The organism is Phycicoccus jejuensis, from assembly GCF_044797865.1.
Taxonomy (GTDB): domain Bacteria; phylum Actinomycetota; class Actinomycetes; order Actinomycetales; family Dermatophilaceae; genus Phycicoccus; species Phycicoccus jejuensis.
In genome coordinates this window covers 3,514,971-3,529,640 of the sequence record NZ_CP085209.1, presented here as the reverse complement: position 1 = coordinate 3,529,640, position 14,670 = coordinate 3,514,971, and the positions used below count along the sequence as shown (strand labels likewise).

Annotated in this window: 14 protein-coding genes and 1 pseudogene; 10 read left to right on the top strand and 5 right to left on the bottom strand. The window is 73.8% G+C overall.

The genetic code is table 11. The features are described 5' to 3' along the window. Positions 1-71: 71 nt before the first annotated feature. From LG324_RS16755 to LG324_RS16740, 4 genes are all read left to right on the top strand, one after another. The gene (locus tag LG324_RS16755) at positions 72-1,271 is read left to right on the top strand and encodes an acyl-CoA dehydrogenase family protein (protein WP_404349754.1); all 1,200 of its coding nucleotides are present in this window, start codon (positions 72-74) and stop codon (positions 1,269-1,271) included. A gap of 70 nt (positions 1,272-1,341) precedes the next feature. Continuing rightward, complete coding sequence (locus LG324_RS16750; protein WP_404349752.1) at positions 1,342-1,929, top strand: general stress protein; 588 nt, start codon at positions 1,342-1,344, stop codon at positions 1,927-1,929. A gap of 32 nt (positions 1,930-1,961) precedes the next feature. After that, entirely contained in the window at positions 1,962-2,705 is a 744-nt protein-coding gene (locus tag LG324_RS16745; protein WP_404349749.1) for a PIG-L deacetylase family protein, read from the top strand. Between the two features lie 4 nt (positions 2,706-2,709). Then, a complete protein-coding gene (locus LG324_RS16740) occupies positions 2,710-3,384 on the top strand; it encodes a hypothetical protein (RefSeq protein ID WP_404349747.1) in 675 nt (224 codons plus the stop codon). On the opposite strand, the gene LG324_RS16735 is transcribed toward LG324_RS16740, so the two are convergent. Continuing rightward, positions 3,362-4,852, bottom strand: coding sequence for an aminopeptidase P family protein (locus LG324_RS16735; protein WP_404349745.1), 1,491 nt, complete (start codon positions 4,850-4,852; stop codon positions 3,362-3,364). The two genes, LG324_RS16740 and LG324_RS16735, sit on opposite strands and share 23 nt — an antisense overlap. Positions 4,853-4,938: 86 nt before the next feature. Here LG324_RS16735 and LG324_RS16730 point away from each other — a divergent pair, with 86 nt between their 5' ends. Together LG324_RS16730 and LG324_RS16725 are read left to right on the top strand one after the other, a co-directional pair. Next, positions 4,939-6,012, top strand: coding sequence for a DUF2332 domain-containing protein (locus LG324_RS16730; RefSeq protein ID WP_404349742.1), 1,074 nt, complete (start codon positions 4,939-4,941; stop codon positions 6,010-6,012). Further along, positions 6,009-7,553 (top strand): class I adenylate-forming enzyme family protein, encoded by a 1,545-nt coding sequence (locus LG324_RS16725; protein ID WP_404349739.1) that lies wholly within the window; start codon positions 6,009-6,011, stop codon positions 7,551-7,553. The genes LG324_RS16730 and LG324_RS16725 overlap by 4 nt, the downstream gene beginning before the upstream one ends. Before the next feature lie 8 nt (positions 7,554-7,561). Here LG324_RS16725 and glpK read toward each other — a convergent pair whose 3' ends face one another. After that, on the bottom strand, positions 7,562-9,073 hold the full coding sequence (glpK, locus tag LG324_RS16720) for a glycerol kinase GlpK (RefSeq protein WP_207025313.1): 1,512 nt from the start codon (positions 9,071-9,073) through the stop codon (positions 7,562-7,564). Between the two features lie 162 nt (positions 9,074-9,235). Between glpK and LG324_RS16715 the strand changes: the two genes are divergently transcribed. Beyond that, positions 9,236-10,174 carry a type IV toxin-antitoxin system AbiEi family antitoxin domain-containing protein gene (locus tag LG324_RS16715; protein ID WP_404349737.1) on the top strand — a complete coding sequence of 313 codons (939 nt, stop codon included), beginning with the start codon at positions 9,236-9,238 and terminating at the stop codon, positions 10,172-10,174. Between the two features lie 160 nt (positions 10,175-10,334). Next, positions 10,335-10,877 carry a MaoC family dehydratase gene (locus LG324_RS16710; protein ID WP_404349735.1) on the top strand — a complete coding sequence of 181 codons (543 nt, stop codon included), beginning with the start codon at positions 10,335-10,337 and terminating at the stop codon, positions 10,875-10,877. 4 nt (positions 10,878-10,881) lie between these two features. Here the strand turns inward: LG324_RS16710 and LG324_RS16705 are convergent, their stop codons facing one another. Next, positions 10,882-12,000 (bottom strand): hypothetical protein, encoded by a 1,119-nt coding sequence (locus LG324_RS16705; RefSeq protein ID WP_404349732.1) that lies wholly within the window; start codon positions 11,998-12,000, stop codon positions 10,882-10,884. Further along, positions 11,997-12,503, bottom strand: a complete 507-nt coding sequence (locus tag LG324_RS16700; protein WP_030529580.1) for a SigE family RNA polymerase sigma factor — start codon at positions 12,501-12,503, stop codon at positions 11,997-11,999. The genes LG324_RS16705 and LG324_RS16700 overlap by 4 nt, the downstream gene beginning before the upstream one ends. Positions 12,504-12,600: 97 nt before the next feature. Between LG324_RS16700 and LG324_RS16695 the strand changes: the two genes are divergently transcribed. Both LG324_RS16695 and LG324_RS16690 read left to right on the top strand, forming a co-directional pair. Then, positions 12,601-13,446: a PHP domain-containing protein gene (locus LG324_RS16695; protein ID WP_030529581.1), complete on the top strand. Its 846-nt coding sequence runs from the start codon at positions 12,601-12,603 to the stop codon at positions 13,444-13,446. Beyond that, complete coding sequence (locus LG324_RS16690) at positions 13,443-14,066, top strand: MarC family protein (RefSeq protein ID WP_207025319.1); 624 nt, start codon at positions 13,443-13,445, stop codon at positions 14,064-14,066. The genes LG324_RS16695 and LG324_RS16690 overlap by 4 nt, the downstream gene beginning before the upstream one ends. Before the next feature lie 327 nt (positions 14,067-14,393). Here LG324_RS16690 and LG324_RS16685 read toward each other — a convergent pair. Continuing rightward, a pseudogene (locus tag LG324_RS16685) lies at positions 14,394-14,633 on the bottom strand (histidine kinase dimerization/phospho-acceptor domain-containing protein); the annotation flags it as partial. Positions 14,634-14,670: the final 37 nt, after the last annotated feature.

The window sequence follows — 14,670 nt, the reverse complement described above, 5'->3', positions numbered from 1 at the left end:
TCCGGGGCGCTGCTGCCGCAGGCACACTGATCCGCGACACCACCGACCCACGCGAAGGCGGCGATCCGCGCATGTCCCGACTCCAGACCACCGACGGTCTCACCGAGGAGCAGCACGAGCTCATCAAGCTGGTCCGCGAGTTCGTCGACGAGCAGATCCTCCCCGTCGCCACCGAGCTGGAGCACAAGGACGAGTACCCGACGCAGATCGTGGAGGGCATGAAGGAGATGGGGATCTTCGGGCTGATGATCCCCGAGGAGTACGGCGGCCTCGGCGAGAGCCTGCTCACCTACGCGCTCGTCGTCGAGGAGATCGCCCGCGGCTGGATGAGCGTCAGCGGCATCATCAACACCCACTTCATCGTCGCGTACATGCTGCTCCAGCACGGCACCGAGGAGCAGAAGCAGCGCTACCTGCCGCGGATGGCGACCGGCGAGGTGCGCGGGGCGTTCTCGATGAGCGAGCCGGGCCTCGGCTCGGACGTCGCCGCCATCCGCACCAAGGCGGTCCGGGGCGAGGAAGGCGGCTGGACCATCGACGGCCAGAAGATGTGGCTGACCAACGGCGGCTCGAGCAACCTCGTCGCGGTGCTCGTCAGGACCGACCTCGGGGAGTCCACGAGCCCGTACAAGAACATGACGACCTTCCTCGTCGAGAAGGAGTCCGGCTTCGGCGAGACCGCGCAGGGCGTCACGGTGCCCGGCAAGATCGACAAGATGGGCTACAAGGGCGTCGACACGACCGAGCTCGTCTTCCAGGGCCACCGCACGACCGACGCGCAGGTCCTCGGCGGGGTCCCGGGCCGGGGCTTCTACCAGATGATGGACGGCGTCGAGGTGGGCCGCGTCAACGTCGCCGCCCGCGCCTGCGGCCTCTCGCGGCGGGCGTTCGAGCTCGGCATCGCCTACAGCCAGCAGCGCGAGACGTTCGGCAAGAAGATCGCCGAGCACCAAGGCATCCTCTTCCGCCTCGCCGACATGGCGACCAAGGTCGAGGCGAGCCACCAGATGATGGTCAAGGCCGCGCGGCTCAAGGACGCCGGCCAGCGCAACGACCTCGAGGCGGGCATGGCCAAGTACCTCGCCGCCGAGAACTGCGCCGACGTCGTCGAGCAGTCCTTCCGCATCCACGGCGGCTACGGCTACTCCAAGGAGTACGAGATCGAGCGCCTCTACCGCGAGGCGCCGATGCTGCTCATCGGCGAGGGCACGGCCGAGATCCAGAAGATGATCATCGGCCGCCGCCTCCTCGAGGACTACAAGGCCCGCTGACCCTCGGCACCGGCGGTTCCGCCCAGCAGGCGTCCAGCCGGCGTCCAGCGGGCGGTGACACACTGGGGGCATGAGCACCCAGCCGATGCGCCCGGGCCTGCGCGCCGCCCTGTCGCTGGAGTACCCGATGAGCCTCGGGGTCCACGACACCTACGAGGAGGCGCAGAAGGCCGTCGACTACCTGTCCGACCACGAGTTCCCGGTCCAGGACGTGATGATCGTCGGCACCGACCTCAAGCAGATCGAGCGCGTCACGGGCCGGCTCACCCAGGGCCGCGTCGTCGGCGCCGGCGCCCTGTCGGGCATGTGGCTCGGTCTGTTCGTCGGGACGATCTTCGCGGTCTTCGACCCGAGCGGCTTCAACATCGTCTCGATCATCTCGACGGTCCTCTTCGGTGCCGTCTTCGGGATGGTGTGGGCCTGGTTCGGCTACCGGCTGACCCGCGGCCAGCGCGACTTCACCTCGGTCAGCCAGGTCGTCGCCGCCAAGTACGAGGTCCTCGTCGAGCACCGCCACGTGACCCGCGGCCGCGAGCTGCTCGCCCAGATGGACCCGATGAAGGCCGCGCAGGAGCAGGTGCGCCAGGCGCAGGAGGCCGAGCGGGCCCGGCTCGCGACCGAGCACCCCGCGCAGCCGCAGCAGCCGCCGCAGGCCTGACGCGGCGGGTCGGGCGCGCGTAGCCTCGGCCCATGGCCGACGACCGTCCCGACCTCGTACCCCTCGAGGGTCCCTTCCGCTCCGTCCTCTGCGTCGTGGCGCACCCGGACGACATCGAGTACGGCACGGCCGCGGCCGTGCACCGCTGGGTGGGCGAGGGGGCGCACGTCGCGTACTTCCTCCTGACTCGCGGCGAGGCCGGCATCGACACGATGTCGCCCGAGGAGGCCGGTCCGGTGCGGGAGGCCGAGGAGCGCGAGAGCGCCCGCCGGGTCGGGGTCGACGTCGTCGAGTTCGCCGGCCGGGCCGACGGCGCCATCGAGGCCGGGGTGCCGCTGCGGCGTGAGATCGCCGCGGCCATCCGGCGGCACCGGCCCGACCTCGTCGTCGGCCAGACCTGGGCGGAGTTCTTCGGGCCGAACATGGTCAACCAGGCCGACCACCGCGCGGTCGGGCTCGCGACGCTCGACGCCGTGGCCGACGCCGGTAACCGGTGGCTGCACCGCGACCTGCTCGACGAGGGCCTCGAGCCGTGGGCCGGCGTGAAGGTCGTCGCCGTCGCGGGGTCGCCCTCGCCGACGCACGCCGTCGACGTGTCGGGCGAGCACTTCGAGGCGTCCGTGCACTCGCTCGAGGCGCACGCGGCCTACAACGCGGCGTTGCCCGACGACTTCCCGTCCCCGCGCGAGCTGCTCCAGATGATCCTCGGCGGCGGGGGAGAGGCGGCCGGCGTCGAGCACGCGTGGACCGCGCAGGTCGTCATCGACCGACGCTGACGCCGTGGCCGTCGTGCGCCGGTTGACCGACGTCTCGGTCGGCTCCTGGCTCGTGGACCGGCTGGACCGTCGGGAGGACCGGTTCGGAACGGCCGGGTCCGTCGTGCCGTCGGGCTTCGCGCGAGTCGTGCGGGTGCTGCACCCGGTCGGGACGGACGGCGCAACCTGGGCCGCGGTCGCGGCGCGCACCGGTCGCACGATGCACCCGCTGGTGCAGTGGCGGTCCATCGCCGACCACGTCGTCGACGGGCGGTCGGGGGACATCGACCCGGAGGAGGGGAGCATCCCGGCCGCGACGCTGGAGATAGTGCTGCGGCACTGTCCCGCAAGGGGTGATGTCGTGCACGGCGTGTGGAGCGGCTTCGGATGGGTCGACCCGCCGGACCCGCTGCTCGTCGGCAACCTGCGCGACTACGCCCTCTTCACCGGCCCGCGCCAGGCGGTCACCGAGTGGCCGGGCATCGCCGCCCCCTGGGACCAGAGCGCGAACTACGTCTGGCCGGCCGACCGGTCGTGGTGCGTGGCGACCGAGATCGACTGGGACTTCACCCTCGTGGCGTGCGACGACGACGTCGCCGACGCCCTGCGGGCCGACCCGGTGCTCGAGACCTACGACGTCGCGGTGACCGACGACCTCACGTGGGCCGGGGACCGGGTCAACGGCCCTGGACGCGCCTGACCCAGGCCTCGACGTCCGCCGAGCTGCGCGGCATCGCGTCCGACAGGTTCTCGCAGCCGTCCTCGGTGACGAGCACGTCGTCCTCGATGCGCACGCCGATGCCGCGGAAGCGCTCGGGCGCCTTGAGGTCGTCGGCCTTGAAGTAGAGGCCGGGCTCGACGGTGAGGACCATCCCGGGACGCAGCTCGGCGTCCATGTACTCCTCGCGGGTCGCGAGGGCGCAGTCGTGGACGTCGAGGCCGAGGTGGTGCGAGGTACCGTGCACCATCCAGCGGCGGTGGTACTGGCCGTGCTCCTTGTCGAGGCTGTCCTCGACCGAGACGCCCTCGGGGAGCAGGCCCCAGGCGTGCAGGTGCTCGGCGATGACGCGGATGGCCGCGGCGTGGACGTCGGAGAACTTGTTGCCCGGCTTGACGGCGGCGATGCCCGCCTGCTGCGCGGCGTACACGGCGTCGTAGATCTCGCGCTGGGCGTCGGTGTAGGTGCCGTCGACGGGGAGGGTGCGGGTGATGTCGGCGGTGTAGAGGCTGTCGACCTCGACGCCGGCGTCGATGAGCACGAGCTCGCCGGCGGTGACCTCGCCGGTGTTCTTGATCCAGTGCAGCGTGTTCGCGTGGTCGCCGGCGGCGCAGATGGAGTCGTAGCCGACCCCGTTGCCGCGGTGGCGGGCGGTCAGCCCGAAGGTGCCCTCGAGCCGGCGCTCGCCGCGGGGGTCGCCGACGGCGTCGGGGAGCGCGGCGATCATCGCCTCGAAGCCCGCGTGGGTGGCCGCGACCGCCTCGCGCATCTGCTCGACCTCGTAGTCGTCCTTGCACAGGCGCATGAGGGAGACCTCGTGGGCGAGGGCGTCGTCGGACTCCTGCAGGCCCTCCTCGGCGGCGCCGTTCGCGACGCGGGCGGCGTCGAGGCGGCCGGTCAGCTCGTGGTCGGCGTCGCGGACGACGCGGACGGTGACCTCGCCGGCGTCCTTGGCGACGGCGTCGACGAGACCGTCGACGTGCCGCGCGGTGAGGCCGAGCTCGAGCTCGACGTCCTCGAGGGTCGGCCGGGCGCCGACCCAGAACTCGCCGTAGCGGGCGTCGGCGAAGAACTCGTCGCTGTCGCGGTCGGCGAGCGGGCGGAAGTACAGGACCGCCTCGTGGCCGCCGTCCTCGAGCGGCTCGAGGACGAGCACGGCGTCCGGCTCGCGGTCGGCCCCGAGGCCGGTGAGGTAGGCGAAGGCGGTGTGCGGGCGGAAGACGTAGTCGGTGTCGTTGCTGCGGACCTTGAGCCCGCCCGCGGGGACGACCAGCCGCTGCTTCGGGTAGGCCGCGCTCAGCACGGCGCGGCGCGCGGCGGCCGGGGCCGCGGCGGGCGAGGGGCCCGTGACGGTCGGGCGACGCGGCGCCCAGTCCTCGCGGATGAACGCCCGCAGCTCGTCGGTGGTCGCCCGGGCGCGGTTGTCGGCCTGCTTCTGCTCCTCGCTCACCCACCCCATGCTGCCACGGCCGCCCGGCCGCCCGACCCGTGGCGCAGCGTTTGCGGCGTCGGAGCGCACGTTGCGACACTCTGCCGGTGACAGCAGAGCAGGCGGCGCACGGCCACGGGACCGGCGCCGGACAGACCCTGGCGGACCGGTTCCGCGAGCACTTCGGCCACCGTGACCACCTCTACGGGGTGCTCCTCGCCGAGATGGCCGACGACTGGGAGGACGAGGGCGTCACCCGCGAGATCTTCGAGGGCTGGGAGCACTCGGAGGCGCGCCAGTTCGTCCAGCTGCGCCTGCTCGCCGGGCTCTTCCGCATCGTCCTGCGCGGCGACGCCCCGCAGCTCGTGCCGTTCTACCCGGTGCTCGGCGGTGACGCCGACCCCGAGGAGGCCTGGGCGGCCGTCCGGCCGGTGCTCGCCGCGCACGTCGTCGAGCTGAGGGACAGTCTCGACGACGCGCCGCAGACCAACGAGCCCGGTCGGGCCGTGGCGCTGCTCGTCGGCATCTCGGAGGCCGTGCGGCGGACCGGTCTGCGCAACGTCCGGCTGCTCGAGCTCGGGGCGTCGGCGGGGATGGGTCTGCAGGTCGACCGGTACCGGTTCGAGGGCGACGGCTGGAGCGCAGGCCCCGAGGACGCCCCCCTCGTCATCGACGCCTGTGGCGCAGCGGGGTTCGACCCGCAGCCGTTCGAGGTCGTCGAGCGGCGCGGGTGCGACCTCGCACCGGTCGACGTCTCGACGGAGGAGGGAGAGGCGTACATGCGCTCCTTCGTCTGGCCGTGGATGCTCGACCGCCACCTGCGGTTCGACGGGGCCCTCGAGGCGATGCGCCGGCACCCCGTCACCGTCGACGCCGCGCCGGCCGGTGCGTGGCTCGCCGAGCAGCTGGCCGCCGCCCCGGCGGAGGGGGTGCTGACGGTCGTGTGGCACTCGGTGACCCGGGTCTACTGGGCGGTCGAGGAGGCCCGGGCGGTGGAGTCCGCCATGGTGGACGCCCGGGGCCGCATGCCGCTCGCCCACGTGTCGATGGAGACCCCGTGGGCGGTCTGGGAGTCGGCCGTCGCACGGCCCCTGCCGCGGATGCCGCGCATCGAGCTCGACGGGGTCCTCCTCGGCACCTGCGACCACCACGGGCCCCCGGTGCAGCTCGAGCGTCGATGACGCCGCGGCTGCCGCCCGTCAACCTCGCCCGCGCGTGCCTCGGCCCGGCGCCGCACCGGCCGGCCGACGGGCTCGGGCTCGTCGTCACGCACGACCTCGACGACCCGTCGGCGGGCGAGGAGCGGTGGACGTGGGGGGAGCTGGCCGACGCCGTGCGCGCCGTCGCGGCGGGGCTGCTGGGCAGCGGGATCCGGCCGGGGGAGCGGCTCGTCCTGCGGCTCGGCGACACGAGCGACTTCGCGCTCGCGTTCTTCGGGGCGGTGGCGGCGGGTGTCGTGCCCGTGCCGACCTCGGACCAGCTGACCGCCGAGGAGGTCGCGTTCGTCGCGGCCGACTGCGGCGCGGTCGCGCTCGCGGTGGCGCCGGGCCTCGAGGTGTCCACCGGGCTGCCGGTGGTGGGGCCGGAGGACCTCGGTCGGTGGCGGGCCGGTGGCGCTCGGGCGGACTGGGCGTCGACGGAGGCCGACGACCCCGCGTTCCTCGTCTACACGTCGGGGACGACCGGCCGGCCCAAGGGCGTGCTGCACGCGCACCGGTCGGTGCTCGGCCGGCGGCCCATGTACGACGGGTGGCTCGGCATCGGCCCGGGGGACGTCGTGCTCCACGCCGGGTCGTTCACGTGGACCTACACGCTCGGGGTGGGGCTGACGGACCCCTGGGCGGTCGGCGCCACGGCGGTCGTCCACAGCGGACGTCGCGACCCGGCAGCGTGGCCTCGCCTCGTGGAGCACTGCGCGGCAACGGTGTTCGCGGCGGTCCCGGGCGTCTACCGGCAGCTGCTGGCCCGGTGCGCGGGTGGTCCGCTCGGTGCTCCGGACGGTCCGCTGCGCTCGCTGCGGCACGCCGTCACGGCGGGGGAGGCGCTGGCTCCGGTCCTGCTGGAGGAGTGGCGAGCACGGACCGGGCTCGAGCTGTTCGAGGCGCTCGGGATGAGCGAGGTCTCGACGTTCGTCTCGTCGGGACCGTCGACCCCGGTGCGGCCCGGCAGCCCCGGCCGCGCGCAGCCGGGTCGGCGTATCGCCGTGCTGCCCGTCGAGGGTGGAGAGGAGCCGTTGCCGGTCGGCGAGGCGGGGCTGCTGGCGGTGCACCGCAGCGACCCGGGGCTGATGCTCGGCTACTGGCAGCGTCCGGACGAGGACGGGTCCGCCTGGCGCGGAGACTGGTTCGTCAGCGGCGACCTCGTCCACGTCGACGCCGACGGCTACGTCCACCACCACGGCCGGGCGGACGACGTGATGACCTCGATGGGGTACCGGGTCTCGCCGCACGAGGTCGAGGCCGTCCTGGCGCGCCACCCCTCCGTCGGCGAGGTCGCGGTGACCGAGGTGGCCGTGCGCGACGGCGTGCGCATCATCACGGCGTTCGTCGTCCCGGCGGCGGACGAGCACCCGGACGAGCAGGTGCTGCTGGCCTTCGCCGCCGAGCACCTGGCCCGCTACAAGTGCCCGCGCGCCGTCCGGGTCGTCGGGCGGCTGCCGCGCACGGCCAACGGCAAGGTCGTGCGACGGTCGCTGGCCCGCGGCCCGGAGCCGTTGTCGTAGAACGACTCTCAGTCGTCGACCCAGTCGAGGGTGCGGTCGACGGCCTTGCGCCACCCGGCGTAGCCGTCGCGCCGCTGCTCGTCGGACCAGGTCGGCTCCCACCGCTCGTCCTCGGCCCAGTTGGCCCGCAGCTCGTCGGTGTCGGCCCAGAACCCGACCGCCAGGCCGGCCGCGTACGCAGCGCCGAGCGCGGTCGTCTCGGCGACGACCGGCTTGCTGACCGGCACCCCGAGGACGTCGGCCTGGAGCTGCATGCACAACCGGTTCGCGGTGACGCCGCCGTCGACCTTGAGGCACGTCATCTCGACACCGGAGTCCGCGACCATCGCGTCGGCGACGTCGCGCGACTGGTAGCAGATGGCCTCGAGCGTCGCCCGCGCCAGGTGCGCGTTGGTGTTGAAGCGCGACAGGCCGACGATCGCGCCGCGGGCGTCGCTGCGCCAGTAGGGCGCGAACAGGCCGCTGAACGCCGGCACGAAGTACACGCCGCCGGAGTCCTCGACCTGGGCCGCGAGGCGTTCGACCTCGGAGGCGCCGGAGATGATGCCCAGCTGGTCGCGCAGCCACTGGACCGCGCTGCCCGTCACCGCGATCGAGCCCTCGAGGGCGTACACCGGCTTGGCGTCGCCCAGCTGGTAGGCGACCGTCGTCAGGAGCCCGTTCGTGCTGCGCACGAGCTCCTCGCCGGTGTTGAGCAGGAGGAAGTTGCCCGTCCCGTACGTGTTCTTGGCCTCACCGGGCGCGAAGCACACCTGGCCGACGGTCGCCGCCTGCTGGTCACCGAGCACCCCGGTGATCGGCACCGCGCTCGTGCCGCGCCGGTCGCCCGTGCGCCCGAACGCCTCCGCGTGGCTGCTCGCGCTGATGGTCGGCAGCATCGCACGAGGGATGCCGAAGAAGCCGAGGAGCTCGTCGTCCCAGTCGAGCGTGGTGAGGTCCATGAGCATCGTGCGGCTGGCGTTCGTCACGTCCGTGACGTGCAGGCCGCCGTCCGGGCCGCCGGTGAGGTTCCAGACGACCCAGGTGTCGGGGGTGCCGAAGAGCGCGTCCCCACGCTCGGCGGCCGCGCGCAGGCCGTCGACGTTCTCGAGCATCCACTGGACCTTGCCGGCGCTGAAGTAGGTGGCGGGCGGCAGCCCGGCCTTCTCGCGGATGACGTCGCCGCGGCCGTCGGCGTCGAGCGCGCGGGCGATCGCGGCGGTGCGGGTGTCCTGCCAGACGATCGCGTTGTGGAACGGGCGGCCGGTGCGCTTGTCCCAGACGATCGCCGTCTCGCGCTGGTTCGTGATGCCGATCGCGGCGAGGTCCCTGGTCGAGAGACCGGAGCTCGTCAGGGCCGAGCCGATGGCGGTCTGGGTGCGGTCCCAGATCTCGAGCGGGTTGTGCTCGACCCATCCGGCGCGGGGGAGGACCTGCTCGTGCTCGAGCTGGTGACGGGCCACCTCGCGCCCGTCGTGGTCGAACACCATGAACCGGGTGCTCGTCGTGCCCTGGTCGACCGCGCCGATGAAGTCCGCCATGACCCGACCCTAGAGCCCCCGACCCTCGACCACCGAGGCTCCGGGCGGGCTTGTCGGCGCCGGGCGGGGTCGTTGTCCCGCCCCCCTGCCGACAACCCCGTCCCCGCCGGACCCTGTGGACAAGTCCGCGGCTGTGGCGACCGGTTCCAGCACGATCTCGGGATGGACGGTCGACTGACGGCGTTCGCGCTGGCCCGAGGTGGGGTGTTCACCAGCGCGGAGGCGACGGGCCTCGGGGTGGAGGAGACGGCGCTGCGCCGAGCCAGGGCCGCGGGCGGCGTGGTGCGGGTGCGCCGCGACGCCTATGTGCTCGGCGAGTGCTGGACGGACGCGGGACCCGAGCAACGGTTGGCCCTCCGGACGCGGGCTGTGCTCCGGACCCGGGGGGAGGACGTGGCCTCGCACCAGTCGGCCCTCGCCCTCCACGGGCTGCCGCTCGTCGACCTTGCGCTCGACGTCGTCGACGTCCTCGGCGGGTCGACCCGTACGCGCTCGGCCGGGGGCCTGCGGGTCCACCCCCGGGAGGACGTCGAGCACGTCGTCGCCGACGGCTACCGGTGCGTCCCCGTCGCGTTCGCCCTCGCGCAGGTGGTCGTCCGGTCGGGCGTGCGTGCGGGGATGGTGCCGGTCGACGCCGCGCTGCACTCCGGGCGCATCTCGCGAGAGCAGCTCGGTGAGGCGCTCGGGCGGTTGGCCGGGCGCCCGGCGCAGGTCCTGCGCGCCGAGCCGGTGATGGCTCGGTGCAGCGCCCTCTCCGAGTCGCCGGGCGAGACGCTGACCCGGCTGTTCCTCGTGGACGCCGGGTTCGTGCTGCGGGCGCAGGTGTGGGTCGGGGACGACGACGGTCTCGTCGGTCGGGTCGACCTCCTCGTCGAGGACCGCGTCGTCGTCGAGTTCGACGGGGCCGTGAAGTACGGCGGGACGGACGGACGTGAGGCGCTGGTCGCCGAGAAGCGCCGGGAGGACCGCCTGCGCGCGCTCGGGTACGCGGTCGTCCGCGTCACGTGGGCCGACCTGGCGCATCCCGAGCGGGTCGTCGCGCGGGTCCGGCGGGCGCTGGCGGGGTTGTCGGCATCGGGCGTGGCAACAACCGTGTCCTGAGCCGATTTCCCCGTCACGAAGCAGGGTGGGCCGGTGATGCCCCCGCGCCGGGTGCCTGCGGGTCGCTGCGCCGGTGTGGGGAAGGGCACGTCGCGGCGGGCTGCCGCCGGTCGCGGGCTCGCGCGAGGATGTCCGGGACACCGGAGCGAAGGAGATCGACGTGCAGTTCGGGCGCAGCTACGAGGAGTTCGAGGTCGGGGCGACGTACAAGCACTGGCCCGGCAAGACGGTGACCGAGTACGACGACCACCTGTTCTGCCTGCTGACGATGAACCACCACCCGCTCCACCTCGACAGCCACTACGCCGAGGAGACGACGCAGTTCGGGCAGAACGTCGTCGTCGGCAACTACGTCTACTCGATCCTCCTCGGGATGTCGGTGCCGGACGTCAGCGGCAAGGCCATCGCCAACCTCGAGATCGAGAGCCTCCGGCACGTCGCGCCGACCTTCCACGGCGACACCCTCTACGGCGAGACGACGGTGCTCGACAAGTGGGAGAGCACGAGCAAGGACGACCGCGGGGTCGTCCACGTCGAGACGATCGGCTACAAGCAGGACGGCACCGTCGTCTGCATCTTCCGGCGCAAGGTGATGGTCCCGAAGCAGTCCTACCTCGACGCCCGCGGCGGCGAGCAGCCCGGCCGCCCGACGCCGCAGCCGGACCGGAACTGGCCCGGTCCGGCTGCCACGCAGCAGTCGTGAGGGATCAGGGCCGCTCGGTGACCGTGCGGCCTCCCTCGTCCCAGGTGATGCTCCGGTAGCCCGACCCCTTCGCGGCCTCCGGTGCGGAGTAGCGGGTCCAGAGGATCGCGAGGTCGGTGCCGGCGAGCGGGGAGACGGTCAGCGGGTCCGACACCTCGGTGCCCGTCGCGGCGGTGAAGGTGCCGGGCGTCGTCCCGGCGGGCACGACGGCGGCGAACAGGTAGTCGACGCGCGAGCCCTCGCCGCGGCCGGTGCCCAGGAACGGGCGTCCGCTGCTGTTGCGCGAGCCGTCGAGCTCCATCATCGACTGCCCCCCGTCAGCCGAGAAGGTGCCCATCCGGTCGAGGTCCTCGGACACGAAGACGACCGTCCGCTCCGCGTCATCGAGCGTCACCGCGGGCACGACGGCGCCGGTCTCGTCGTGGACCGTCCCGCGACCGTCCCACCAGAGGAGGTGCTGGACCGTGTCGGCGTCGCCGGCCACCTCGAACCGCACGGCGAACGCCTGCCGGCCCGTGCCGGCCAGGGGCGCTCGGACCGAGGTCGAGGCGTGGCCGCCCTCGTCGGACATCGGGGTGACGAGCTGGAACTCCTTCGCCTGCTCCGGGAGCACCCCGACGAGGACGTGCGCGTCCGGGCCGGCGGTGCCCCAGGTCGACGCGAGGGCCGGGATGCCGTCGAGGCTCGAGCCGCCCAGCATCGACGTGCTGCCGTCAGCGCCGACCGCGAGGTACTCGAGGTCGGGCGTGGCGTCGGGCGCGATCCGGACCCCCACCCGCTGGGGGCCCGGGATCGAGAGCGGCCGGCCGTCGGTGCTGCTCGAGAGGTCGGCGAACGGCTCGAGCAACGCGGTGACCGCTCCCGTCGCCGGAGCGCTGGTGCGGGTGGCCGGGACCTCCAGCGCGCGGTCCGACGACCCGTCGAGCGCGGCCCACGAGCCGATCCCGACGACCGTGACGGTGGCGAGCGCGGCGCCGGCCGCGGCCATCCGGCGGCGGCGCACGACGCGGCGGCCGCTGCCGAGGACCTCGGTGGTGTCGATGTCGTGGAACGCGGGGTTCTCGGCCTCGGTGGCGCCGCGCAGCAGCGTGCGCAGCTCGTCCTCGAAGACGTCGTGGCTCATCGGGTGCTCCCGTCGGTCGTGGTGAGCTGGGTGCGCAGGGCGGCGAGCCCGCGCGAGGCGGCGGACTTGACGGAGCCGAGCGAGATGTCGAGCAGGTCGGCGACGGCCTGCTCGCTGAGGTCGGTGTAGTAGCGCAGGACGACGACACGTCGCTGCTGGTCGGGCAGGCCCGCGAGGAGGCGGACGACGAGGTCGCGGTCCTCGCTCGTCGTCGATGCGGACACGGGCGCTTCGGGCACCTCGCCGACGCTGACCTCGCCGCGGCGTCGGCGCCAGGAGTCGGTCCGTTCGTTGACGAGGATCTTGCGCGAGTACGCGAGCGCCCCCTCCGGACGCACCCGCGGCCAGGCGACGTAGGTCTTGACGAGGGCGGCCTGCACGAGCTCGTGGGCCGCGTGGTGGTCGCCGGTGAGGAGCCACGCCGTGCGCAGCAGCGACGGCGAGGCCTGCTCGACGAAGGCCGTGAACGCGGCGTCGCGCTCGGCCCTCACCCGTGTGCTCATGGATCCTCCTGGTGCTCGGTGTCACCCTCTCTACGGCGGCACCCGGGGAAAGGTTGCCCCGGTCGGGAGGGTCTTCGCTCGCCGATAGCATCTGCGGGTGATCGACCTGCACACGCACTCCACCGCGAGCGACGGCACACAGCCGCCGGCGCAGGTCGTGGCCTCCGCGGTGGAGGCCGGCCTCACGACGCTCGCGCTGACCGACCACGACACGACCCTCGGATGGACCGAGGCGTCCGAGGCCGCCCGCCGCCTGGGCATCGCGCTCGTGCCCGGCATCGAGGTGTCCTGCGCCCGCGGCCGCCGGTCCGTGCACCTGCTGGCGTACCTGCCCGACCGCACGCACCCGGCCCTCGTCGCCGAGCTCGAGCAGGCGCGTGACAGCCGCGAGACCCGCCTGGACCGGATGGTCGACCGGATGGCCGCCGACGGCCTGCCGGTGTCGGTCGAGTCGGTGCGCGCCGAGGTCGAGGAGGGGGCGACCCCCGGGCGACCGCACATCGCCGACGCCCTCGTCCGGGCCGGCGCCGTCGCCCACCGCGACGAGGCGTTCGCCCACCTGCTGTCCGACCGGGGCCCCTACTACGTCGGCCACTACGCCCCGGACCCCGTGCGGGCCGTCGAGGTCGTCCGGGCGGCCGGTGGGGTGCCGGTGGTCGCGCACCCGCTGTCGGTCACCCGGGCCGGCACGGTCGGGGACGAGCTGCTCGAGGAGATGGTCGCCGCCGGGATGGCCGGCATCGAGGCGCACCACCGCGACCACGACCCCGACGCGGTGCGCCACCTCGTCGACCTCGCCGCGTCCCTCGACGTCGTCGTCACGGGCTCCAGCGACTACCACGGGGACGGCAAGCAGAACCGCCTCGGCGAGCGCACGACGACGCCCGAGGTGCTCGAGCGGATCGAGGCGCTGGCCACCGGGGCCGAGGTGGTCCGGCCGTGAGCTGGTTCGACGTCTCCGCCTTCACGACGACGTTCGTCACCCTCGTCGTCATCCTCGACCCACCCGGCGCCATCCCGATCTTCCTCGCGCTGACCGGCCCGCTCACCAAGGAGCAGAAGGTCTCGGCGGCCCGCCGCGCGAGCCTCGTGGCGCTCGGCGTCATCGCGTCGTTCGCGGTCTTCGGCCAGCGGATCCTCGACTACCTGCACATCTCGCTGCCCGCGCTGCAGGCGTCCGGCGGGCTGCTGCTCCTCATCGTCGCGCTCCAGCTGCTGACCGGCGCCGAGTCCGAGCAGCACGCCGACGCCGGGGTCAACGTCGCCCTCGTGCCGCTCGGCACCCCGCTGCTCGCGGGCCCCGGCGCCATCGTCGCGACGATGCTCGCCGTGCAGAACGCCGACGGCACCGGCGGCGTGGTGGCCGTCGCGGTGGCGCTCGTCGCCGCGCTCGGGCTGGTCTTCGTCGTCTTCCGGTTCGCGACCCCGCTCGCCCGGCTCCTCAAGGACAGCGGCATCGTCCTGCTCACCCGCATCGCCGGCCTGCTGCTCTCGGCCATCGCCGTGCAGATGGTCGCCGACGCCGTCATCGCCTTCGTCCAGGGGGCCGGCGCCGCCCACTGAGCCTCGTCGAGGCGGACGAGCCGCTCGAAGATGCGCTCGCGGTCCGCGCGCGGCACGCCCGGCCCGTCGTCGGCGACGACGACGCGTCCGCCGGGGCCGACGTCGAGGTGCACGCGGCCGTCGGGGGCCGGCCGCGCGCCGGGCGTTGTCGACGAGGTTGGTGAGGACCTGCGTGACGCGGTCGGGGTCGGCCTCGACGAGCGCCGGCCCGTGCGCGGTGCCGACGGTGACCGCCGCGCCCGGTCGTCGCGCCGCGGAGGCCGCCACGTCCTCGGCGAGGTCGTGGAGGTCGACCGGTCGTCGCTCGAGCTCGACCCCGCGGTCGATCCGGGCCATGAGCAGGAGGTCGTCGGCGAGGCGGCCGGCGCGCTGCGACTCGCGGACGACCCCGGCGAGCTGGCGCTCCTGCTCCTCGCGCTCCGGCCGCCCGAGCAGCAGCGCCTCGGCGGAGGCCTGCACCCCCGCGAGGGGGGTCCGCAGCTCGTGCGCGGCCTCGAGCACGAAGTCGCGCACCCGCGCCTCGGCGGCGACGGCGCGGCCCTCGGCGCCCTCGACGGCGTCGAGCATCTCGTCGAAGGCGCCGGCCATCCGGCCCAGCTCGGTC

What these genes read in the sequence shown, in the direction of transcription:
- LG324_RS16755 (WP_404349754.1), top strand. Translation starts at nt 72, where the DNA reads ATGTCCCGACTCCAGACCACCGACGGTCTCACCGAGGAGCAGCACGAG.
- LG324_RS16750 (WP_404349752.1), top strand. Translation starts at nt 1,342, where the DNA reads ATGAGCACCCAGCCGATGCGCCCGGGCCTGCGCGCCGCCCTGTCGCTG.
- LG324_RS16745 (WP_404349749.1), top strand. Translation starts at nt 1,962, where the DNA reads ATGGCCGACGACCGTCCCGACCTCGTACCCCTCGAGGGTCCCTTCCGC.
- LG324_RS16725 (WP_404349739.1), top strand. Translation starts at nt 6,009, where the DNA reads ATGACGCCGCGGCTGCCGCCCGTCAACCTCGCCCGCGCGTGCCTCGGC.
- glpK (WP_207025313.1), bottom strand. Translation starts at nt 9,073, where the DNA reads ATGGCGGACTTCATCGGCGCGGTCGACCAGGGCACGACGAGCACCCGG.
- LG324_RS16715 (WP_404349737.1), top strand. Translation starts at nt 9,236, where the DNA reads ATGGACGGTCGACTGACGGCGTTCGCGCTGGCCCGAGGTGGGGTGTTC.
- LG324_RS16705 (WP_404349732.1), bottom strand. Translation starts at nt 12,000, where the DNA reads ATGAGCCACGACGTCTTCGAGGACGAGCTGCGCACGCTGCTGCGCGGC.
- LG324_RS16700 (WP_030529580.1), bottom strand. Translation starts at nt 12,503, where the DNA reads ATGAGCACACGGGTGAGGGCCGAGCGCGACGCCGCGTTCACGGCCTTC.